The following is a 24,899-nucleotide window of genomic DNA, read 5'->3' as shown; positions in this document are numbered from 1 at the left end:
CGTTGTTGCGAGGCAGGAAGCAATCTCCTTATTTCCGATTATAACACAAACCGCTTATCATACAGAGCCTGTTGAAGAATCTTTTTAAATAAATAAAATCACTTCAACAAGCTCATAATGAAAGAATTATATATCTTATTTTTACTGAATGTTTACCTGTTGTGTTCCGGTATTCCAGCCATAAACCTCTACTTTTTTACTGGTTCCGTTAAACTTTTCAGGATAATCAACCCAGATGGTTTTACTTTCTCCCGGGAAAACAGAAACATAATTATCACTAAAGAAAGAAGGTAAAATACGTTCACCGGTTTCAGTGTTAATTAATGCAATACGGTTAAAGAAAGCTAAGCCCTTACCTTCTTTATTGCTCAAAGTCACTTCAATTTTTCCCTTTTTGGATTCTTTAGCAATTACATTAAGCTTAGTTTCTTTCATATTCTGTAATCCTGTATATTCTCCATCCGTACCTGGCATCCAGTACATATTTTCGCTCAATACCTTTTGGTCAGCACCTAATAACTTCAACAGCACAAAAGCACCATTTTTATAAATTGGCTTTTTCAACACTTCTCCAACAGGAAACATTTTTTTAACCATTGAAGGACCAACTTCAGCAAATAACTGATTGGTAAACTGCTGTTTACCATCCATATCGTATACATTGGCCTGAATCATTACATTGCGTTTTACCTGAAAGCCGTTATTAACTACATTAATCATACTATCCAAAGGATTCATCATAATGTGCAAAGGTTCACTCCCCTTTCTTAAGCCATATAAACAGGCGTTCACATCCAGGTAATAATCATACATCTGTCCGCGAAGCGCTGTCCATGGATTTTGAGTTTTCCAGATAATTGACCCCGTGTACCAGTCCCACATATGCCCCGAAAAACCTTCCATCAAAGAACGGTACTGGTTATAATTAACCAACTGGGCTTTCATTGCAAAATCTTCCGCATTTTTTGCTTTACCATAAGGATCGATATGATAATCGTACGGAATATATTTATGATAATCCCATACAGAATCAACTGGCTTACCATTTTGGGGTGCAATCAGATTTTTCTCCGGAATAAAACGCTTTAAAGAAACGTAATCACCAGTACCTACAGAACCTACTTCCGAGTTATAAGGATAAGTTTTATGCGACCAGAAAGTGCGGGTATCCTGAATGGTGTACGGACCATCGCCATTACCGCCCAACGTGTTTAAAGACATGCTGTCGGTATTTGAGAAATCAAAGAAATAACGGGTTCCATCCAGTTCAGGCAAGATTTTATTTTTTAAAGGATCAAGAATATCATCCGGTGGAGTAATTTCGTTTCCGCCGCACCAAAAAGCAAGCGAAGGATGGTTTCTGATTAATTTGATCTGATCTGCAGCTGCTTCCAATACCAGATTATGATTATCCGGATACTGTCTGCGTGTCCACTGGTCTTCTTTTTTCAAAGGATCTACCCATTTACCATTACAATCACCACTAAACCAGAAATCCTGAAAAACCAGCAAACCGTATTTATCACAAGCATTATAAAACTCAGGACGTTCTGTAATGGCACCACCCCAAATTCGAATTAAATTCAGGTTCATGTCCCTGTGGAAACGAACTTCCGCATCGTAACGTTCGTCTGAAAAACGAAGCATCGCATCAGAGATTACCCAGTTTCCACCTTTGATAAAAATCTTTTGTCCGTTAATACGTGCTTCCATACTTTTGGTATGATCGTTCCACACGTTCGTAATTTCACGTACACCAAATTGCAAAGGCTCATCATCCAACACCTTACCCGCAGCATTTACAAATTGAAGATTGATTTTATATAATGGTTGAGCACCATAACCATTTGGCCACCATAATTTAGGTTGCTCCAAATTTAAATCCGGTAATTTAACTTCTTTCTTTTCGCCTGGCTTTAAAGACACTGCTGCACGAATTAACTTTCCGTTTAAACTATATTGCAAAAACCCATTAACCACCTTACCTGATGGATTGCTCACTTCTGATGAAGTACGGATAATTACTGGTTTTTGCTCACCCTCTGCAAGACGTTTGCCCGGTACCAAAGTAATTACGTGTGGATTTTCTACATTAACTGAGGTTGTTTTTTCAATTGTTACTTTATCCCAAATTCCAGTATTCCGGTCTCTTATTGGTTGAATCCAGTCCCAACCAGCTGTATATTGGGTGGTTAAACCCTTGGCTATTGTTCCATCACCGCCTTGTCCGCCGTTTGGTTCGCCTACTACATCCGGTGGATAAACTAATACCGCTAAACGGTTATCGCCATTTGCAGCCAGTAAAGCAGTAATGTTATATTGCTGACGTAAATGCATCCCTTCATGAATTTTAGCATTTACCTTTTTTCCGTTTAAATAAATTTCTGTTTTGTAGTTTACCCCTCTAAACTGCAACCAAATCTGTTCATCACCTTTAGCCGTTTGATTAAAAGATTTTACAAACCAATAGGTATAATAAGCATTGCCTGTATAATATATATCTTTAATCAATTTATTGTTCATGCCATAAAATGGGTCAGGAACTTTTTTATTGTTTAATAAAGTGGTTAACACTGTGCCCGGAACGGTTGCTTTCATCCACTGATCTGTTGCAAAGCCTGGTTTAGAGATCTGCTCTCCCCCTGCCTTTACATCATTAATATTGGCACAGTACCAGCCCGAATTAAGCTCGTACTTTTGTTGTGCAGTAACCGGTAATGTTAATGTGGAAATCAAAACTGCTGTTAAAAGCAGATAAAAACTCTTCATAATGTTCATTCTATCTATATGATTTGATTATTTCTTTGAGGTTGATGATGGTCTGTCCTGTTCACTTACGCCAAATGTTGCTGAAGGTTTGCTACCCATATAGATCTGCAAATTGCCACCTGCAACAATATTTTTATGTAGAATATAAGATTTGGTATAAGGTTTACCATTCAGTACTATTTTCTGAATGTATTTATTTTCTGCATTGTTATCCATTACCTTAATATTAAACTTTTTATTACCCGGCAAACTTATTGAAGCACCATTTAATAAAGGAGATCCGAAAACATAAGCCCCGTTAGCCGGATTAACCGGATAAAAGCCCATTGATGAAAATATGTACCATGCAGACATTTGCCCTACATCTTCATTACCACATAAACCATCCGGTTTGGAAGTATAAAATTCTTTATCAATTTTTCTAATCAGCTCGGCTGTTTTCCATGGCTGGCCAACATAAGAATATAAATATGGGATATGATGACCGGGCTCGTTTCCTTGTGCATAATTGCCAATTAAACCTGAAATATCAGGAGAACTATCTGCGCCAAACTGAAAAGGTACACTAAATAAGGAATCCAGCTTGGTGGTAAAAGATTTTTCGCTGCCAAAAAGCTTAACTAAACCTTCTACATCCTGTGGAACCAGCCAAATATACTGCCATGCATTTCCTTCTGTATAATCATCTTCACGGTGCTTAGATGCAAAAGGACTAAAAGGCGTACGCCAGTTACCATTTGCTAATTTACCACGCATAAACTGGGTTTGTGGATCGAAATACAGCTTATACAGTTCAGCTCTTTTGGTAAAATAAGCATAATCCTCTGTTTTGTTCAGGGCCTTAGCCATTTGTGCAATACAATAATCATCTACAGCATATTCAAGGGCTTTTGCAACCGATTCATTTACCTTATCGGCCGGAATAAACTTTAACTGCTGAATGTAATCAATGCCATCGCTTTTTTGCATCGCCGATTGTTTCACCGCTTCGTAAGCAAGATTAACATCAAAACCACGGTAACCTTTCAAATAAGCATCAATAATAACAGGTACCGCATGGTAACCAATCATGGTATTGGTTTCGCTGCCCATTAAATGCCAAACCGGAAGTTTTCCCTGTTGTTTGTAAATGGCAAGCATGGTATTAACCACATCGGAAACTTTATCCTGATGAAGAATGGTGTATAAAGGCTGTGCAGCACGATAAGTATCCCAAAGGGAGAAGGTAGTTAAATTGTTAAATGATGCATTTTTATATACTTTTTTGTCTGTACCACGGTAATCTTTATTTACATCATTAAATAACGAAGGCGCAATCATGGTATGGTAAAGTGCGGTATAAAACACCTTTTTTGAAGAGGCAGAAGCATCAACCTTAACTTTCTGTAATTCTTTTTCCCATTTGGCATCCGCTTGTTGGACCGTTGCTTTAAAATTCCAGCCCGGTAATTCGGTTTTTAAATTAAGAATAGCATTTTCTATACTAACCGGAGAGAGGGCCACTTTAATTTGAAGTACATTATTGGCAATTGCATCAAAGTTAATGGCTGCTTTTAGTTTTCTCCCTGTAATATCTTTACCGCTTTTAACTGCAGTACTATCATAAACAATAAGATTTTTAACTGCCTGCGAAAGTTTAATTACAAAATATAACCGCTGATCATCAGACCAACCTTTAGAATTTCTGTAACCCACAATGGTTTGTGCATCAATTTGTTTAATCTGCGTAGCTATCGGTTTATCCCAACCAATGCCATCTGCTAAATCGAGCATAATATGAGGTGTTTCAGCACCTTTTTTAAAAGTATACTGATGAAAACCTACTCTCTCTGTTGCAGTAAGTTCGGCTTTTACATCATATTTATCTAACCAAACACTATAATAACCTGCTTTTGCAGTTTCTTTATCATGAGAGAATGTAGAAACATAACCATTTTCCAGGTTATTCTTTTGCCCTTTTTCCATAATCAGTTTTCCGGTTGCAGGCATAATTGAAATATCACCTAAATCGCCAATACCCGTACCACTTAAATGAGTGTGTGCAAAACCTGTGATGTTATTGCTGCTATAATTATATCCGCTGCACCAGTCCCAGCCTTCAAAAATATTATTTGGTCCCAATTGAACTGCTCCGTAGGGCACATTTGCACCAACAAAAATGTGTCCGTGTTTAGCAGACCCAATAATTGGATCAACATATCTGGTTAAGCTTTCTTTTGTACTTTTTTGGGCATAAGAAACATGAAAAACACTGCTTAGTAAAACGACCCCAAGAGACACGTTTAACGTTTTACTAAACTGCTTAAGAATTTTGTTTTTTAATAACATATGGTTCATTTGTGTTAGGTAATGTTGATCAGGAAGCGATTAAGCTTTAAATATGATTAATTTATTGGAATTTTAAACTAAAGACCTTTATTTTTTAGTTTTTGCCTACAAACAAGCCGCACCAATTAATGCAGCGTGTTCATTTAACTTTGTTATTTTAACTTTAGCCATTAACTGATTGGCTTCCAGTACCGATACCAATTCTGGAGAAAACTGATCAAAAGCCAACGAGATATTTCCACCAATAATAACCATTTCCAATTTGTACTTTTTTATAATCGGCATTAAAAACCCGGCCATATTATGTCCAAATTCCATAAAAACCCGAACTGCAGCATGATCAGTCTTTACCATTTCGACCAATTCCTTTACGCCCATTAATTGTATGCCCGTTAGCTGCTGATAACGACCGACAAACCATCGTGTAGAAAGGTAGTCTTCTGAAATGCCATTTAAAAATGGTGCATTCCACAGTGACAAATCATGGCTTTCTCCATCTTCATAAATACCGGCACCTAAACCGGTGCCAAGCGTTAAACCCATTACTCGTTTTGCTCCTTTTGCCGAACCTGCAAAGACCTCTCCTTTTACAAAAGCTTCGGCATCATTAATAAAACGGATTTGGGTGGCCTGCACATTTAAGCGTGCCGCCAGCTCAGTTTTGATATTGACTTTATATAACGATTTAAATTTATCTTGCTCTTCAATCAAACAAATACCTTCATTATAATTAAAAGGGCCAGGCATTGCAATACCAATTTTCTTAACTGGGAGTTCAGTCGTTTTAAGTGAATCGGATATGACTTTGCTCCAGTTTTCCAAAATGGTTTCTGCGTTATCAAGTGAATTTATACTTTCCCTTTTCCACGAATCTTCCAGTAAAATACCTTGTTCAAGGTCAATTAATGCGGCCGTAATGTGAGAACCGCCAATATCTACCCCTAATACAATAGAGTTGCTCATTTTTATATATCTGGTTTTAGGTTTATTATAAGGAAGAAACCTATTTTTTAATTTAAAATTCTAAATAAAAAAGGATGTATCTGGCTTTTGCCAAATATACGATGTTCATCCTCTTTCAAAATAATTGATGACTAAGCAAGATCATCAAATTCTTAAGCGATTTATTCCATAACGCTTCACTTATCCTGCTTAATAACCTGAAATAATATATTTTTTGAGATCATTAAAGATTAATAACTACAAATAAAGTGTTTACTTTTAAAGCCATTTAATCGAAAACAACACCTTCAATTTTTACATTAAGAGCCTTCTTACTCTAAACAAAATCGAAATAAATTTGCCTTTACATTAACAAATATTCTTAATCTTTCTAACGCTAATTATTTTATCGTCAGCCAGTGCAAAAAGAAATAAAAGGTATTCGTCAGTTTCCTGAATCTGAATGGCTTTCACCACTCCTGATGTACCTTTTTCATCACTGATTTTATCTTTAACTTTTACTTCGAGTAAAGCAGAAGTCGGTAAATTTGCACTCACTATCATAAATCAAAGGTAATGAGTTTAATGTATTTAAATCACAATCCTTATTTGTTTCCTGTTATCTGAAACTCTAATTTTAGCAAAATGGAACCTACATTTAAAAGTCTTTATCACTTAGAAAACGATACCATTAGTGTTATTGAAATAGAAAGAACAGATTTGCCTGCTACTGCCGAAATTTACGAGCGTTACCAGTGGCTTAAATTTGTTAAATTAACGAATGAGCTTACACCTCTTCTATTTGTTTCTATGAAAGCTGACGAAGAAGAACAGGAACGTACATTTGAGGGTGCTTACCTAAGATTTAATAATCACGAAGGTACGTTTAGAGAAGAAGGGAATGCAGAACAAGTATTGATCAACAATACTGCAAATGGTGTGAGCAAAATAACCGGGAAGCAAATTGCAGCGTACTTAAAAAAAGAAAAATAAGCAATTTAAAAAAACAGGTTTAACAGTAATTAGGAAATGAATAGGTAGTCGTTTTTAACTTAGAGCAGCCCCGCTCCCATTTCTGTCCCGATGGAAGAATCGGAACATCCTCTCAGATCAGGTTTAGAAACAAAGTTGCTGCTTTTACAAACGATCGCTTTAATGTTTTGTCCTATCTGAGGTTATTTAAACCTGATTGAAGCGGCATCCCCGATTTTTCGTCGGGATATAGCGAAAAGCAGGACCAGCTTTAAAAAGGAATCCAGGCGCTGCTTTACAAAAAACTGGAAAAATTCATTAAATATTAACTATTTCGAATGCTTGGCCCTTTATTGGAAAGTCCTGCTTGAAAACACGGTAAATAGGTCATCCTGAACCTGCAAAAGGATCGAAGGCTCAGGACGACCTATTGATATTATGCCTTTAATAAAGCTGGTTTTTCGTGATAAGTTTTCCAAAGCAACTCACCAAACAAGGTATTAGACCATGCAAACCATGATCTGGTAAATTTTGCAGGATCATCTTTATGAAAAGATTCGTGCATAAAACCTTTACCTGCATGAGTTTTTTGAAGCGTTTCAATACACCACTTAATTTCGGCATCATCCTTTGAAGTTAAACCACGCATGGTAATACTCATAGGCCAAATCATATCCTGACCGCAGTGTGGACCACCAATACCTTCGCCTGCGGTACCCTTAAAAAAGTATGGATTATCTTTAGAAAGGGCAAACTTCCTGGTGTTTTTGTAAATCGGATCATCAGCACTCAGCGAGCCCAGATAAGGTAAACTTAGCAAACTCGGCACATTAGAATCGTCCATAATATAGGCACCGCCAAAACCATCTACTTCAAAAGCATAAATTTTACCGTATTTTGGATGATTAATAATACCATATTTTTGAATAGCAGCATTTACTTCATTAGCCAGATTAAGCAAATTACTTTCCAATGCTTTATCGCTTTGTAATGCTTTAATCATCTCTGCAGCTTGTTTTAAACTGGTTACCGCAAAGAAATTAGATGGAATAAGGAATGGAAAAATTGTGGCATCATCACTCGGGCGGAAAGCTGAACAAATTAAGCCAACAGGATTAACCGGAAAACCGTAACCAGACATTGGCAAGCTATCTGTTGGTTTATTGGTTTCACGCTCAAAATGATAAGGTCCTCTGTTTTCTTTACGTTGCTGTTGTTTAAAAGTCTCGAAAGTAGCTTCTATTCCTTTTTTCCAGTTTGTATCGAAAGGTGTTTTATCACCGGTTTTTTTCCAGTAATGGTAGGCCAAACGAATTGGGTAACAAAGTGAATCAATTTCCCATTTGCGCTCGTGTATACCGGGTTTCATATCTGTTGCATCAGTTTTCCACTCGCCTACTTTTGCCGGATCACCATAAAAAGCATTGGCATAAGGATCTTTTAATACACACTTGGTTTGGTGAATAATTACCCCTGCAATTAACTTTTTAAGAGGCTCATCCTCATTCACAAATTGTAAATACGGCCAAACCTGAGCAGAACTGTCACGCAGCCACATGGCATCAATATCACCGGTAATTACGTAAGTATCAGGCCGTCCATTTTTTTCAGAATGATAAACAGTTGTATCTAAAGTATTAGGAAAGCAATTTTCAAATAACCAGTTTAGTTCGGGATTTTTAACATTAGATTGAAAGGTTTTAATGGCTCCATCTACCGCTTTACTTTGGAAATGTCTTTTACCAGCTGCAACCCTCACTACTGGAAAATCGGCACCGAAATCTGCAGCAAAGGAAAATTTAGAAGCCACTAAACCAGCGCCTAATAAACCAGTGTTTTGTATAAATGTTCTTCTTTTCATATGTGTATTATTATTCTATTTGGTTAATTTAAATAGCCACTTAGGCATATATTTCCTGCATTACGCTTACATAAGCAATGATTTTTCTTTATCACTGCTTAGAAAATTTGTCCACCGCGTTCCTCTTTTTAAACTCTTTTGATATTATCAATACGTTTATTTGAGGTATTTCATAATCAGGTTAGCACTATAAATAATATAGTGTTTGCTACGCCCCTTATCCGGGTAATATTACCGAAAGTAGTAAATCGTTTAACTAGTTCAAAGCTAAAAATGAATTCTTTTTCAATAGTTTCTATAAAGAACTCTATAAAAAATAAAGATGGCGTGGAATCTGTTTACAATCAAAAAACCAGAACAGATAATAATGATCAGCAGTAAACCGCTGATCATTAGAGAGCGTTAATAATAAGGTTTAGTTAATGATTTTGTATATCCAAATTAAACTATAATCAATAGATTCACAATACGGAAAACCAGAATAGCATGATAAAAATCAAAAAACATAATGAATAACATAAAATCCGTTACGGATAAATTGTTTGCCGTGCCTAATATTTTTAAAATCATGAAATATCAACCTAAATTCTCCAGTTTTAACGCCAAAAAACAATGAGTTATAGTCTAATAAATTCCTACAAACAGCTTATATCAGTATTTTTTTATTTCCCACTCAGTTGATAAGCAAGCCAATTGCAAATACTGGCTTTGTAAAATGTAGTATTAAGACCCATTCACTTGTGATTAGGGTAATGATTTGGCCTTAAATTTAACTTGATTAATCTTCTTTTTATAGTTTGCTTAATTATTCAAAAAAATAATCCTGTCTAAGATTTTTTCTATAAAAAAAGCCACTGATCAGGTGATCAGCGGCCGGCTTGTAAATGGGATGTTTAAATGTTTTTATGATTTTTTAGGCTTAGAAGACATGTAAAAAGTGATCTTACCGCCGTTCATTAAATCTGCATGTTTAATAAACGGTGTAGCAAGCACTTTACCATTTAATAAAACCTTTTCTACATAAACATTTTTATCACTTTGTTTAACGGTTTCAACAGTAAAGGTTTTTCCATTTTCTAAATTCAACACGGCATTATTAACTAATGGACTGCCCAATGCATATACATCAGAACCTGGTGCAACCGGATAAAAACCTAAAGAAGAAAACATGTACCAGGCGCTCATTTGTCCGCAGTCATCATTACCGCCTAAACCATCGGCTGCAGGTTTGTACTGCATGTTTAAAATATGCCTAACCTGTGCCTGTGTTTTCCATGGCTGATCGGTCCAGTTGTATAAATAAGCAATGTGGTGTGCAGGCTCATTACCGTGTACATAGCCGCCAATAATGCCTTCACGGGTAATATCTTCCGTATGGGCAAAAAATTCATCCGGCAGATGCATGGTAAATAAAGTATCTAAACGCATCGCGAATTTCTTTTTACCGCCCATTAATTCAATTAAAGAAGCCGGGTCTTGTGGAACAAAAAAACTATAATTCCAGCTGTTACCCTCAATAAAACCCTGTCCTTCGGTGTCTTTAGGATCAAAAGCTTTTTTAAAGGTTCCATCGGCCAGTTTAGGACGCATAAAACCAGAAGCCTGATCGAAATTATTTTTCCAGTTGCCTGAACGTTTGATAAATTCTTCATAAACATCCATACGGTTTAACTTTTTAGCCATTTGTGCAATCGCCCAGTCATCATAGGCATATTCTAAAGTATTGGAAACCGATACTCCGCTTTTTTCAGCTGGGATATATCCTAAATCCATATAATAACCAATGCCTTCGTAATCGCGGTGTTTTGCTGTAGTTACACAAGCATCCAGCGCTTTATTGGCATCACCATTGTAAGTGCCTTTAATTACAGCATCAGAAATTACCGATACGCTATGGTAACCGCTCATGCACCAGTTATCGTTTGCATAGTGCGACCAGATGGGCAACATGTGTAAACTGCTCTGATCATAATGTGCCATCATCGATTTAACCATATCGTTGTTGCGTGCGGGCTGAATGATGTTAAAGAATGGATGCAGGGCACGATAGGTGTCCCAAAGCGAAAAGGTAGTATAATTGGTAAAACCATCAGCCTTGTGCACACCCTGATCCAAACCTTTATACTCACCATTTACATCGGTATAGGTGGTTGGATTGATAAAAGCGTGGTAAAGTGCGGTATAAAAATTAATCTTATTGTCGTTAGAAGTGTTTACCTGAATCTTATTTAGTTCTTTATTCCAGGTGGATTGTGCCTGTGCTTTTACTTTTTCAAAATCCCAGCCTGAAATTTCGGCACGCATATTTTGCAGGGCATTTTCCTGACTTACCGGAGAAAGGGCCATTTTGATTTTAATCTTCTCTCCTTCCTGCGTGTCGAAATCAAAGAACATTCTTACTTTTTTACCTGCAACTTCAGGGAAGTTTTGGCTTTGGTTAAATTTTCCCCAAAAACCCCTGTAAGCTTGTTTAGCATCATAGTTTTTCTGTCCGTAACTTTTAAAAGGTTTTGAAAAGCTCATTGCAAAATATACAGTTCTGGTTCTGGCCCAGCCATAAGTTTGGCGGTAACCTGTAATTAAGGTATCGTTAACCACCCGAACATAAGTCCAAACGGTTTTTTCATCATAATTATAAATTCCGGCCATTAAATCCAGAATAATATGCGATTGATCAGATTTTGGAAAAGTATACTGGTGCATTCCAACCCGGGTTGTGGCTGTTAATTCGGCTGTGATGTTGTCATCATCCAGTTTTACTTTGTAATAACCAGCTTCGGCCACTTCGTTTTGATGTGAGAATGCAGACCGATAACCACCTTTAGGATTAGAAGCTGTACCCGGATTAAGCTGAAGTTTGCCTTGTGTTGGCATAATTAAAAAATCGCCTAAATCTGAATGACCAGTTCCACTAAAATGGGTATGACTGAAACCGGTTATGGTTTTATCTTCGTATTTATAACCTGCACAGTATTTATATACATCGCCATTATACTTTCCATTCATTTCGTACGAAATGGTATCTGTTTCGGGACTTAACTGTACTGAACCAAATGGAAGAGTTGCACCGGGATAGGTATGCCCCATTTTTTCAGTACCGATAATAGGTTTTACATACTGCACAAGGTTTTGCTGCGCTGAAACAATTATTGTAGATAGCAAAAGACAAGGCAGAATAAAATTTTTGATCATAATTTATTCAGTTTTTAATTTCAGAATCCTAAGGTATTAATTAATCTTTAAATTGCGAATTTTGATATACTAAAACGTTTAAGTAATATAAAAAATGACTTTATTCACCAGAATAACTCATCATTAAATATGAGGGTGCTTCGGCTCGCAGCCCTAAGCCCTAGAAATAACGATTTTATATTTTAATTGGTCAACCAAAATTAAACCTGACGAACCTTTTTAAATAAACCTGATATAAGTGAAAAGCCCGCATCCCGATTTTTCTTCGGGAGTGGACTTGCAACGTTAGCAGGACTGTCCTAACCGATTAGCTACTGCCCTTGCTTTCCAAAAAAGAACAACTTCTAATTTAAAATTGTTTCGGCCCGTACTACCCAGACCTACAATATGATTTATACTTTGATAGTGATGATGGTTTATTCTTAGCTTTTTACAAGTAACTGACTTGCTTTAAATAATTTCAGCTAAATAAACCTTATTTTTGCAGCCAATAGTTTTAAAATGAGTAAACACGGTAGAATTCTGGTAGCCATGAGTGGCGGGGTTGATAGTTCGGTAGCAGCAGTAATGCTACATGAGCAAGGTTATGAGGTAATTGGCTTAACCATGAAAACCTGGGATTATGCAAGTTCTGGCGGTAGCAGCAAGGAAACTGGCTGTTGCAGTTTAGATAGTATTAATGACGCCCGTACTTTAGCTGTAAATTATGGTTTCCCTCATTATATATTAGACATTCGCGATGAATTTGGTGATTATGTTATTGATAATTTTGTTGATGAATACCTGGCCGGCCGTACGCCAAATCCATGTGTTTTATGCAACACACACATTAAATGGGAAGCTTTATTAAAACGTGCCAATAAACTGGATTGTGAATTTATTGCCACCGGACATTATGCAAATATACGTCAGCAGGATAGCGGCCGTTATGTAATTTCTAAAGGTAAAGACGAAAATAAAGATCAGTCTTACGTGCTTTGGGGTGTATCGCAGGAAAATCTTTCCCGCACCAAATTCCCTTTGGGAAGTTTTGCCAAGTCTGAAATCAGACAAATGGCTTTAGATATGGGACAGGAAGAACTGGCCAAAAAATCAGAGAGTTACGAGATTTGTTTTGTACCGGATAATGATTACAGGGCTTTTCTGAAACATAAAGTGGAAGATCTTGAAGATCGTGTTGCTGGTGGAAACTTTATTTTAAGCAACGGTATGGTTGTTGGCCAGCATAAGGGTTATCCATTTTACACCATTGGGCAGCGTAAAGGATTGGGTGTAGCTTTTGGCGAGCCCATGTTTGTAACACAGATTTTGCCTGAAAGTAATACCGTTGTTTTAGGCAGAGCAGATGAATTAGAACGCCGGGAAGCGATGGTTAGAAATGTTAATTTGGTTAAATATGCAAGTATTGAAGAACCAATGAACGATGTAATAACCAAAATCCGTTATAAAGATGCAGGCATGTTAAGTACCATTGTGCAGGAAAAAGATAAAATGCGTGTGGTATTCGATCACTCGGTTTCTGCGATTGCACCAGGACAATCGGCTGTGTTTTACGAAGGAAATGATTTATTAGGCGGTGGCTTTTTAATTTAAGCAAGCCTTTATTATATTTAGAAAGCCGGCAAATAGCCGGTTTTTTTTGATCTTATTTTTTAGTAAAACTTACCCTATTCTATTCCCATAAAGCCCTAGAAAATGCATTAGAAAACTTAAAACATAGTTTAAACTTATTTAAAGCGGGTTTTCATAAAACAATTTGTCTGGCAACATCTACAAATTAAAATAATATTTTATTTTAAAAAGGATTCTAATATCTAATTTTTATTTACTTTTGGTTCAAATCTGTCCCTGTATAATTTCATAAATTTAAACTTTAAACATCGATTATATGGAAACAAGCAAATTATCAAAATTCAGCGCCGAATTTCTTGGCACATTAGTATTAGTTTTAATGGGTTGCGGCAGTGCTGTAATAGCAGGCGCAAATGGTACAACCGGCGTAGGCTTACTTGGAATCTCGTTCGCATTTGGTTTATCTGTTGTAGCAATGGCCTACGCTATTGGTCACATTTCAGGTTGCCACATTAACCCTGCAATTTCAATAGGCATGGTTGTTGCCGGGCGTATGAAGATTGGTGAAGCGGCCTATTATATTGTAGCGCAAATTTTAGGTGCTATTGCAGGTGCGGGTATTTTAATGCTTATCGCATCGGGCAAACCTGAATATTCAGTTGCAGTAAATGGTTTAGGTCAAAATGGTTTCGATGCGCTTTCTCCTCAGCATTATAGCCTGCAGGCAGGTTTCATTGCAGAAGTTATACTTACCTTTATTTTCTTATTGGTTATTTTCGGTTCTACTTCGACCAAAAATATTAATGGTGGTTTTGCTGGTTTAGCAATTGGATTAAGTTTAGTGTTAATTCACATTGTTGGTATTCCGGTTACAGGCGTATCTGTAAACCCTGCCCGCAGTATTGGTCCTGCTTTATTAGTTGGTGGACAAGCAATTAGCCAGGTTTGGTTATTTATAGTTGCTCCACTTATTGGTGCTGTTTTAAGCGCAATAGTTTGGAAAACAGTTCTAGAGAAAAACTAGTTTAGTTTAATATAAAAAAGGTAAGGTGTACTGGAATGGTCCAAATACAGCTTACCTTTTTTTATGACCTGAATTTATAAGACCTTATAAATTTTTGGTAATAACCTCATCCAAAGGTTTAGTTTTTGAGCGGAAACGATGCACCAACTCCCCTTTTTCATTTATTAAAAATTTCTCGAAGTTCCATTTAATATCTCCTTGCTCCTCTGTTCCGGTTTGATTAGTAAGGTATTTAAATAAAGGACTGATGTCTTTACCAATTACACTGCTTTTTTCGGCCAGCAAAAAGGAAACTTTATATTTTCCGGTACAAAACTCTTTAATTTCGGTATTGGTCGAAAATTCCTGACCGCCAAAATCGCCTTCAGGGAAACCGATTAACACTACTTTTTTTCCGTAAAGTTTGTGCAGTTTTTCTAAATCTTCATACTGCGGGGTAAAACCACATTTAGAAGCGGTGTTAACAATGAGGATTTTTTTGCCTTTAAATTTTGACAGTTTAATTTCTTTACCATCAATGGTTTTAAAGCTAAAATCGTAAACGTTTTTTGGTGGCGACACCAATAAGTTTAACAGGATTAGAATTGTGCTTATCATTTTGTTTTATTTTTTTATATATACGAATATAGATACAAATAGTTTGCTCCATTGTAATAAGGCTGTAAATAAAAGTATAAACAAGCAATTTCTTCGTTGCATTTGGCCTTATTAAAGCAAAAAAGTTGATTAATTTTTAATCAGGTTTTGATTTTCGCTTTATTTATAGCTTTATTTGCAGAAAAACGTACTTCATGGCCAAAAATTTACTAATCGTCGAATCACCTGCAAAAGCTAAAACTATAGAAGGATATCTTGGAAAAGATTTTCTTGTAAAATCGAGTTATGGCCACATTCGGGATTTGGTTAAAGGCGATATGGGCATTGACATTAAAAACAATTTTGCCCAAACCTATGAAGTACCGGCAGATAAGAAAAATGTAGTTGCCGAATTGAAGAAATTAGCCAAGGATGCAGAAATGGTCTGGTTAGCATCCGATGAGGACCGCGAGGGAGAAGCCATTTCCTGGCACTTATTTGAAACTTTAGGTTTAAAAACTGAAAAAACAAAAAGGATCGTTTTTCATGAAATTACCAAACCTGCCATTTTAAAAGCAATCGAAAGTCCGAGAGGAATTGATTATAATTTAGTATTTGCCCAACAGGCACGCCGTGTTTTAGACCGTTTAGTGGGTTTTGAGCTTTCTCCTGTTTTATGGAAAAAAGTAAAACCGTCGCTTTCTGCTGGTCGTGTTCAATCTGTTGCGGTACGTTTAATTGTAGACAGAGAAAGAGAAATTAACCATTTCAATGCAACGGCTGCCTTTAAAATTACCGCACAATTTTCGACCGGAAAGGGAAAAGAAATTGTTAAAGCCGAATTACTACAACGTTTTGAAAGCGAAGCCGAGGCTAACAAATTTCTACAGGATTGTGTTAATGCAAAGTTCGACATCAGCAGTTTAGAAACTAAACCTGCAAAACGTAACCCAGCGGCGCCTTTTACCACTTCAACCTTACAACAGGAAGCTTCCAGAAAATTGGGTTTTTCGGTTGCCAGAACCATGCAGGTTGCGCAACGGCTGTACGAGGCGGGTAAGATTACCTATATGAGAACAGACTCGGTAAACTTATCGGATACGGCTTTGGCAGCAGCAGCAGCTGAAATTAAATCGGCCTACGGAAATCAATACCACCAGCCTAGGAAATATAAAACCAAATCTGCGGGCGCACAGGAAGCTCACGAAGCCATCCGCCCTACTTATTTTGACAGACATACCGTTGATGGTGACATTTCAGAGAAACGTTTATACGATTTAATCTGGAAACGTTCCATTGCTTCGCAAATGAGTGAGGCTTTATTTGAAAAAACAACTGCACAAATCTCCACTTCAACCCGAAAAGAATATTTAGTTGCCGAAGGTGAAGTTTTAAAGTTCGATGGTTTCCTTAAAGTTTATTTAGAATCTACGGATGATGAGGAAAACGAAGAAAAAGAAGGCGGCTCTATCCTGCCTCCTTTAGCCAAAGGACAAGAATTATTTTTAAAAGAAATGCAGGCTACCGAGCGTTATTCCCGTCCGCCGGCAAGATATACAGAGGCCAGCCTGGTTAAAAAACTGGAAGAACTGGGCATTGGTCGCCCATCTACTTATGCGCCAACCATTTCTACGGTACAAAACCGTGGTTATGTGGTAAAAGAAGACAGAGATGGTAAATCCCGTCCTTTCGTTTCTATAGTTTTAGCTAACGGCCAGGTAAAAAAAGAAACTAAAACCGAAATTACCGGAGCAGAAAAATCAAAACTCTTCCCGACCGATATTGGTGAAGTGGTAAATGATTTCCTGGTTGAACACTTTAAAGGAATTGTCGATTTCAATTTTACAGCTAACGTAGAAAAAGAGTTTGACGAAATTGCGCAAGGTTTACAGGAATGGACTAAAATGCTTCATTCTTTTTATAATCCTTTTCACCTTGAAGTTGAAAATACTTTAGAAACTGCTGAACGTGCAACAGGTGAACGTTTATTGGGTTTAGACCCAGCCACAGGCAAAAATGTGTATACTAAAGTGGGTAAATTTGGACCATTGGTTCAGATTGGTGAATCAGATGATGAAGAAAAGCCTCGTTACGCCAGTTTAATGCGCAATCAATCCGTAGGCACAATTGCACTGGAAGATGCTTTAGAACTCTTTAAATTACCATTCCAGCTGGAAGATTATCAAGGCAAGGAGGTTGTAATTGGTGTTGGCCGTTTTGGTCCCTATGTTAAATGGGGAGAAAGCTTCATTTCTTTGCCTAAAAATGAGGAGCCTTTAGCGGTAACTTACGACAGAGCTGTAGAAATTATCAAAGAAAAAATGGATGCTGATGCGCCCATTGCTCAATACGAAGGTTTACCGGTAACAAAAGGTAAAGGTCGTTTTGGTCCTTTTATAAAATGGAATGATTTATTTATTAATATTCCGGCTAAGGGTTACGATTACGACAATCTTTCGCAGGCAGACATTGATACTTTAATTGGTAAAAAAGTAGAAAAAGAGGCCAATCGTTATATTAAAACCTGGAGCGAAGAGAAAATTTCTATCGAAAACGGCCGTTGGGGACCATTTATCCGCTTCGGTAAATTAATGCTGAAACTTAGAAACAACGAAGCCACCAAACAAAAATATACGCCTGAAGAACTGGTTGATATTGAACTGGATGTGGTTAAGAAAATGATTGTGGAGCAGGTTCCGGATGCTTTTGAAACCAAGAAAAAAGCAGCACCAAAAAAGAAAGCCACAACAGCCAAAAAACCTGCAGCAAAAAAAGCAGTAGCGAAGAAGAAATAAAAATACAATCGTCATGCCGATTTTTTTAGCACTAAAAATGCTGGAATAAATTCAGCATGACGAGCAATAATGGTTATGAAAGCAGATTTACCAGAAAATTTAGTTGAAGATATTGCCATGGCCGTGGTGTTGATGAGCGAAACCCCTGAAGTAAAAAACTGGACAGTTTATCTGGTCAATTTAAAAAATGAGCCGATTACAAATGTGTTAATCAGTTCAAAAGGATATGGAGAGAAAGATGGTAAACCTGTAAAAACCTCTGTTTTAAGGCATTTTATTGGCGATATGGCGGCTAATTCCTTCTCTGGAGTTGAAGCCATTGATACCGAAGTTTTTGGTCTGACTAACGAATATTGGTTAAGTTATTATATTGGATCAACCATTTACGATAAGAAATTCATCTTTCTGCCTGAAAGCATTATCGATATGAACCTGATTAAAATTCCATTGGTGAATAAACCGGGCGTGATGATCAAATAAGTGGAGATTCTGAATCTTCGTCTTATTTTCCGATCATATCAGGCACCTTAGAACATTAAAAAATTGATTTCTCTTTGGACTTTAAGCTTATTATTATTTTTCTACCAAACTAATTACAGTGCCTTAACTGCTTGTCTGCCCAATAGCTTCCATCCTGACTTTTCTTTTGACCAGATTAAAAGGATATACAGTTTTACATTTCCGGGAACGTTTTTATCATTGGTTTTGGCATTCAGTGTATGACGAACCAAAGCCGTTTTATTTTGTACGACCACAGTTTGATCCGTCAGATTAATATCTACAAAATCCGATTCACCTGAAAGTAATGAATGTATAAATTCTTGTTTAGTTTGTATTTTCCCTCCAGAGTGCCCATAACTTAGCTTATTCAGGACTATTTTATCCAGTGCCATACTATCCGGGCTTACCATAAGTTTGGTTAAATGTGCAACGGCATCTTCCACTTCTGCCTTTTGAGCAAAACAAAAGTTTAAGAAACAAGACATTAATACTGTACAGATTAAGAATTTTTTGATCATATTTTTTTTAAAGATTGGGATTAGATTGCCGTAAACATATCTAAATCAATGATAAGTATCAAATGTTTAAATGTAATTTTTCGTTTAAGTATAATTTTGGTTAATTTAAGCCCAAGTTTAACCAAAATCAGACATGGAAACGCCTTCTACTTACGCCTCTTCAAGCAAGAAAAAATTTATTTTTATTGGCTTGCTTGCCCTCTCCATTGGAGCAATTGCCTTTTTCTTCTTTAACCGAAAAAGAAAAACAAACGAAGATAATCAGGCTTATGCCAAATATATCGAAGCCTATACCTCGGGTACAATTTCTAAAAAAAGCTTTATCCGTGTCCACCTGGCCAATGCTGCCCAGGGTATGCAGGATTTAGGCAAAGCAGATTCAAGAGATCTTTTCGACTTCTCTCCTAACATTTCAGGAAAAATCTATTGGATAGATCCACAAACGGTAGAATTCAGACCGGATGAAAATCTAAAACCTGGAAAAGAGTATGAAGCCACCTTCAAATTATCAGAAGTTTCGGCTACGGAAAAAGGGTTGGAAGATTTTGATTTTGAATTCAAAGTCATCACTCCGGGCATGATGCTCACACAAAACGGATTGGTTTCCCAAAACAATACTTCACTGGAATACATGAAGTTAACAGGCGAGATCTTAACTGCTGATGAAGAAGAAACCAAAGCAATAGAAAAAACCATTGAAACAGATTTCGATCAGAAATTAAAAATTAAATGGCAGCATAATCCGGCTAAAAACACTTCTAAATTTACGATAGACAGTATCCGGAAAAAGGACAGCGACCAAACGCTCAAAATAGACTGGAATGGAGATGCCATTGACGCTGATCAAAAAGGAAAAGAGGAAATTCGTGTTCCTGCCTTAAATAAATTCGAAATACTGGATATGAAAGCCATTCAGGGTGAAGAAGATTATGCCTTGGTTCAATTTTCTGAACCTATTGGTGTTGGTCAGGATTTAACCGGAATGATTACACTGGGAAATTTAAGCGACCTTAGGTACACCATTGATGCCAGTCAGGTTAAAGTATATGCCGCAGAAGAATTAAAAGGCGACTATGCCTTAAATGTAAATGCCGGAATTGAAAACATCAATGGTAAAAAACTAGCGGGTGGCAAAACAGCCAGCATTACTTTTGAAGATAAACTTCCTGCAGTGGTTATTTCTGGTGCAGGCACTATTTTGCCCAACTCTGGAAAATTGGTTTTGCCATTTGAAGCGGTTAATTTAAAGGCTGTTGATGTGACTGTAGTAAAAATTTACGAAAACAACATCCCACAGTTTTTTCAAACCAATAATTATAAAGATGGGAACGAATTACGCAGGGTAGCCAAACCTATTTTGCAAAAAACTGTCCGTTTAGATGAAGATAGAGCACTTAACCTGCATAAAAAGAATCGTTTTACACTCGATCTGGATAAAATGATCCGCACCGAACCGGGGGCTATGTACCGGGTAACCATTGCTTTCAGGCAAGAATATAATGCCTATAACTGTAAAGCCAATGATGAAAAAGCAGACAGCGGCGATGATGAAGAAGAGGGTTATTACAGTGATGGCGATGGTTATGGCGAAAAAATTGATGAGGATGATGATTTCTGGAAGCGCTACAATAACTATTACCCTCCAAATTACCGCTGGAATGATAAAAACAACCCTTGTACCCCATCTTTTTATACCAACGATAAATGGGCAAGCAGAAACTTAATTGCTTCGAATATTGGTTTGGTGGCCAAACGTGGTAATGACAACAGTATGCTTATTGTTGCAACGGATATATTAACGGCAAAACCATTAAGCGGTGTAAGTTTAGAGTTAATGGATTACCAGAAACAGATTATCTATACCGCTAAAACAGATGGTGATGGTTTTGCACGTTTCGATCTGAAAAGACAACCCTTCCTGTTAATTGCCAAAAACGGCGCAGAACGTGGTTATTTAAAGCTTGATGACGGTAATTCGCTACCGTTGAGTCGTTTTGATGTGGGCGGAGATGTTGTTCAAAGTGGATTAAAAGGCTTTATTTATGGTGAAAGAGGCGTTTGGCGTCCGGGCGACAGCATATTCGTTTCTTTTGTACTGGAAGATAAATTGAAAAAATTACCGGCCAATTATCCGGTAACAATGGAGTTTTTTAATCCAAAAGGACAATTATACAAACGCTTAATTAACGGCAAACCTGTAAATGGATTTTACACTTTTAAAACTGCTACAGAAAGTACTTCGCCAACCGGCGACTGGATGGCCAGAGTAAAAGCTGGTGGAGCCACATTTACCAAAACGCTTAAGATTGAAACTGTTATGCCTAATCGTTTAAAAATTGATTTCAATATTGGTAACCGACCTTATTTAACGGCTGGCGCTTCTGCTTCTACCCTTTCGGCAAAATGGCTTTTTGGCGCTGTTGCACAAAATTTAAAAGCAAAAGTTGATGTAAACCTAAATACAACCGAAACCAAATTTAAAGGTTTTGAAGGTTTCAGCTTTGATAATCCTACGGTGAGTTTTCAATCGCAGGTTAAAACCATTTTTGAAGGCACCTTAAACCAAAATGGAAGTGCGCAGATTAATACCAATTTAAATGAAAATAATATAGCGCCAGGCATTTTAAGGGCAAATTTCACAACCAAAGTTTTTGAACCGGGAGGCAATTTCAGCATTGATAATTTTAGTATTCCTTACCATGTGTATAACAATTATCTCGGTGTAAGGGCTCCAAAAGGTGATCGTTTAAGTGGCAGGCTGACTACAGGACAAGATCATAAAATTGAAATCGTAAATGTAAATACGAACGGAAAACTGCTTGGCGGCAGTAAAACGGTTCAGGTAGAACTGTACAAAACACAATGGCGCTGGTGGTGGGAACAGGATAATCAGGATACTTATGCCAATTTCACTCAAAATCAATACAATAAACTTATAGAAACAAAACAGGTTACTTTATCTAATGGTAAAGGAAACTGGAATTTAAGGGTTGATGAACCGGAATGGGGACGTTATTTAATTTTGGTTCGAGACGTAAATGGTGGACACGTAACCGGAAAATCTGTTTATATCGATTGGCCGGGCTGGGCACAACGCGAACAAGGAAATAACCCAACGGAAGCATCGATGTTATCTTTTACCGCCAATAAAGAAAAGTTTACAGTTGGCGAAGAGATTACTTTAACCATTCCTACCGGTAAAAACGGAAGAGCACTGGTTTCTATTGAAAATGGAAGCCGTGTATTAAAAACCTACTGGATTGATACCGAAGCGGGCCAAACTCAATTTAAGTTTAAGGCTGAAAAAGAAATGGCACCAAATGTTTTTGCAAACATTACCCTGTTGCAGCCTCACGCACAAACGGTTAATGATTTACCAATCAGAATGTATGGCGCAATTCCAATTTCAGTTGAAGATCCGCAAACCATTTTAAAGCCAACTCTAAAAATGGCTGATAAAATTAAACCGGAAACTGAAAATACCATTACCGTGGGCGAACAAAACGGCAAAGCCATGACTTATACCATTGCCCTGGTAGATGAGGGTTTATTGGATTTAACCCGTTTTAAAACACCTGATCCGCATAGCGCATTTTATGCACGCGAAGGTTTAGGCGTTAAAACCTGGGATTTATTTGATTATGTATTGGGTGCCTGGGGTGGTAATTTAGAACGTATTTTGAGTATTGGTGGTGATGGAAGCGTTAATAAAAACCTAAATCCGGCCAAAGCAAACCGCTTTAAGGCTGTGGTTAAATTTATGGGGCCATTTACTTTAAGCAAAGGCGAAAGCAAAACCCATAAATTTAAATTACCACAATACATTGGTGCAGTTAGGGCCATGGTTGTTGCCGGACAGGATGCCGCATATGGATTTGCAGAAAAATCGGTACAGGTAAAAAAACCACTGATGGTTTTAGCCACCTTACCAAGGGTAATTGGCCCAGGAGAAAGTTTTACCTTACCGGTTACTGTTTTTGCAACTGAAAACAACTTAAAAAATGTTTCGGTACAATTACAGGCAAGTAATTTATTGGTAGAAGGCACCAATAAGCAACAACTTTACTACAAGCAAACGGGCGAACAAATGACTTATTTTGAGGTGAAAGCTCCAAATCAGGTTGGTATTGCCAAGGTTAAAGTGATTGCACAAAGTGGTGCAGAAAAAACCGAATATGATGTAGAAATGGATATTCGCAATCCTAACCCTTACATTACCAATGTAGTTTCTGCAACGGTTCAGCCGGGGCAACAGTGGTCGGTAAATTATGCCCCAATTGGAATGCAGGGCACCAACTCCGGAACTTTAGAAGTTTCTTCTATTCCGGCCATTAACCTGAGTAAACGTTTAAGCTATTTAATTCAATATCCGCATGGTTGCATTGAGCAAACCACTTCGGGCATTTTCCCTCAATTGTATTTAGATCGTTTAAGCCCTTTATCTGAGCAGCAAAAAGCAAATACAGAAAAGAACCTTAAAGCAGGAATTAACCGTTTAAAAAGCTTCCAGACTACTGACGGAGGTTTATCTTACTGGCCAGGCGAAGGCAGCTCTGATGAATGGGGAACCAACTATGGTGGTCATTTTTTAATTGAAGCACAAAATGCTGGTTATACTTTGCCGGTGGGTTTACTGGATGAGTTATTACGGTTCCAGAAAACCAAAGCCATCAACTGGGCACCAAACAGCAATAATTTCTATGGTGGCGATTTATCTCAAGCTTATCGTTTGTATATGCTTGCCCTTGCTAAAAAACCAGAAATGGCAGCAATGAACCGTTTAAGAGCTTTTGAATACTTATCGGTAGCTGCAAAATGGAGACTTGCTGCTGCTTATAAACTTGCAGGGCAAAATGATGTTGCCCAAAATATGGTTAAAGGTTTAGATACTTCAATCAAACCTTATACTCAATTAGGTGGCACTTATGGCTCTGATGTTCGTGATGGTGCCATGATTTTAGAAACCTTAACTCTGCTTGGGCAAAAAGCTAAAGCAGCCTCACTCCTGCAACCTTTAGCTGCAAAATTAGGCGAAGATACCTGGTACAGTACACAAACAACGGCTTACAGTTTATTGGCTATTGCAAAATTCTGTGGTTCAAACCAATCTTCAAACAAACTAAATTATCAGTATGTTTTAGATGGCAAGTCGGTTCCGGTTAATTCTAATCAATACCTGAACAGTTCTGCCATAAACTTTAAGGGCAATACTGCTGCAATAACCAACAAAGGAAATAATGTGTTGTTTGTTCGTTTAGTATTACAAGGTCAGCCGGTGGCCGGACAAAATAATTTCTTGCCTAACCGACCTGAGGTTTTGGATATGAATGTAAACTACAAACATTTAAATGGTAAACCTTTAGATCCTACAACGCTAAAACAAGGAACCGATTTTTATGCAGAAATAACGATTAAAAACCCTGGCCGAATGGGTTATTACGAACAAATGGCTTTAACACAAATTTTCCCGTCAGGCTGGGAAATTATTAATACACGTGTTAATGATAACCAGAGTATTTTAGCTTCTTCTCCTTTTACCTATCAGGACATCAGGGATGATCGCGTATTTACTTATTTCAACATTCGCGAAAATGAAAGTTTGGTTTATAAAGTATTGCTGAATGCTTCTTACCTTGGAAAATATTATTTATCGGCGGTACAATGCGAAGCCATGTACAACAATGATATTTCGGCAACTGAAGCTGGAAAATGGGTACAGGTTGTTAAATAAGCTGAAACTAGTTTAATAAACCAGCACCTTTTTGTAACGGTCAATTATAAGCTTGCTTCTTTCGTTGGTATGACGACCATAAACGTCATAACCAGGAAAGAAGCAGGCTTAAAAACGA

14 protein-coding genes are annotated in these 24,899 nt (G+C 37.3%); 6 read left to right on the top strand and 8 right to left on the bottom strand.

Annotated elements, in window-relative coordinates; genetic code table 11:
- Nucleotides 1-141: 141 nt before the first annotated feature.
- The 4 genes from O0955_RS06080 to O0955_RS06065 form a co-directional block, all read right to left on the bottom strand.
- Nucleotides 142-2,769 carry a glycoside hydrolase family 2 protein gene (locus tag O0955_RS06080; protein ID WP_269426653.1) on the bottom strand — a complete coding sequence of 876 codons (2,628 nt, stop codon included), beginning with the start codon at nt 2,767-2,769 and terminating at the stop codon, nt 142-144.
- Between the two features lie 27 nt (nt 2,770-2,796).
- Entirely contained in the window at nt 2,797-5,106 is a 2,310-nt protein-coding gene (locus O0955_RS06075; protein ID WP_269426652.1) for a GH92 family glycosyl hydrolase, read from the bottom strand.
- Between the two features lie 96 nt (nt 5,107-5,202).
- Nucleotides 5,203-6,060, bottom strand: coding sequence for an ROK family protein (locus tag O0955_RS06070; protein ID WP_269426651.1), 858 nt, complete (start codon nt 6,058-6,060; stop codon nt 5,203-5,205).
- 348 nt (nt 6,061-6,408) lie between these two features.
- Nucleotides 6,409-6,603, bottom strand: coding sequence for a hypothetical protein (locus O0955_RS06065; protein WP_269426650.1), 195 nt, complete (start codon nt 6,601-6,603; stop codon nt 6,409-6,411).
- A gap of 81 nt (nt 6,604-6,684) precedes the next feature.
- Between O0955_RS06065 and O0955_RS06060 the strand changes: the two genes are divergently transcribed.
- Nucleotides 6,685-7,032, top strand: a complete 348-nt coding sequence (locus tag O0955_RS06060) for a hypothetical protein (protein ID WP_269426649.1) — start codon at nt 6,685-6,687, stop codon at nt 7,030-7,032.
- A gap of 415 nt (nt 7,033-7,447) precedes the next feature.
- Here the strand turns inward: O0955_RS06060 and O0955_RS06055 are convergent, their stop codons facing one another.
- Both O0955_RS06055 and O0955_RS06050 read right to left on the bottom strand, forming a co-directional pair.
- Entirely contained in the window at nt 7,448-8,872 is a 1,425-nt protein-coding gene (locus O0955_RS06055) for a glycoside hydrolase family 125 protein (protein ID WP_269426648.1), read from the bottom strand.
- A 903-nt stretch (nt 8,873-9,775) separates the two neighbouring features.
- Complete coding sequence (locus O0955_RS06050) at nt 9,776-12,064, bottom strand: GH92 family glycosyl hydrolase (RefSeq protein WP_269426647.1); 2,289 nt, start codon at nt 12,062-12,064, stop codon at nt 9,776-9,778.
- Nucleotides 12,065-12,565: 501 nt separating this feature from the next.
- On the opposite strand from O0955_RS06050, the gene mnmA reads away from it, so the two are divergent.
- Nucleotides 12,566-13,657: a tRNA 2-thiouridine(34) synthase MnmA gene (gene mnmA, locus O0955_RS06045; RefSeq protein ID WP_269426646.1), complete on the top strand. Its 1,092-nt coding sequence runs from the start codon at nt 12,566-12,568 to the stop codon at nt 13,655-13,657.
- Nucleotides 13,658-13,952: 295 nt separating this feature from the next.
- The gene (aqpZ, locus tag O0955_RS06040; protein WP_269426645.1) at nt 13,953-14,660 is read left to right on the top strand and encodes an aquaporin Z; all 708 of its coding nucleotides are present in this window, start codon (nt 13,953-13,955) and stop codon (nt 14,658-14,660) included.
- 84 nt (nt 14,661-14,744) lie between these two features.
- On the opposite strand, the gene O0955_RS06035 is transcribed toward aqpZ, so the two are convergent.
- Entirely contained in the window at nt 14,745-15,257 is a 513-nt protein-coding gene (locus O0955_RS06035; protein ID WP_269426644.1) for a glutathione peroxidase, read from the bottom strand.
- Between the two features lie 194 nt (nt 15,258-15,451).
- Between O0955_RS06035 and topA the strand changes: the two genes are divergently transcribed.
- Together topA and O0955_RS06025 are read left to right on the top strand one after the other, a co-directional pair.
- Nucleotides 15,452-18,031: a type I DNA topoisomerase gene (gene topA, locus O0955_RS06030; RefSeq protein WP_269426643.1), complete on the top strand. Its 2,580-nt coding sequence runs from the start codon at nt 15,452-15,454 to the stop codon at nt 18,029-18,031.
- A gap of 75 nt (nt 18,032-18,106) precedes the next feature.
- Nucleotides 18,107-18,511 (top strand): hypothetical protein, encoded by a 405-nt coding sequence (locus tag O0955_RS06025; RefSeq protein ID WP_269426642.1) that lies wholly within the window; start codon nt 18,107-18,109, stop codon nt 18,509-18,511.
- 113 nt (nt 18,512-18,624) lie between these two features.
- Here O0955_RS06025 and O0955_RS06020 read toward each other — a convergent pair whose 3' ends face one another.
- Nucleotides 18,625-19,050: a nuclear transport factor 2 family protein gene (locus O0955_RS06020; RefSeq protein WP_269426641.1), complete on the bottom strand. Its 426-nt coding sequence runs from the start codon at nt 19,048-19,050 to the stop codon at nt 18,625-18,627.
- Nucleotides 19,051-19,183: 133 nt separating this feature from the next.
- Between O0955_RS06020 and O0955_RS06015 the strand changes: the two genes are divergently transcribed.
- A complete protein-coding gene (locus O0955_RS06015; RefSeq protein WP_269426640.1) occupies nt 19,184-24,781 on the top strand; it encodes an alpha-2-macroglobulin family protein in 5,598 nt (1,865 codons plus the stop codon).
- Nucleotides 24,782-24,899: the final 118 nt, after the last annotated feature.

Origin of the sequence: Pedobacter punctiformis, from assembly GCF_027213715.1 — a bacterium.
Taxonomy (GTDB): domain Bacteria; phylum Bacteroidota; class Bacteroidia; order Sphingobacteriales; family Sphingobacteriaceae; genus Pedobacter; species Pedobacter punctiformis.
The sequence above is the reverse complement of the archived record's forward strand: the minus strand, read 5'-3'. Positions and strand labels throughout refer to the sequence as shown.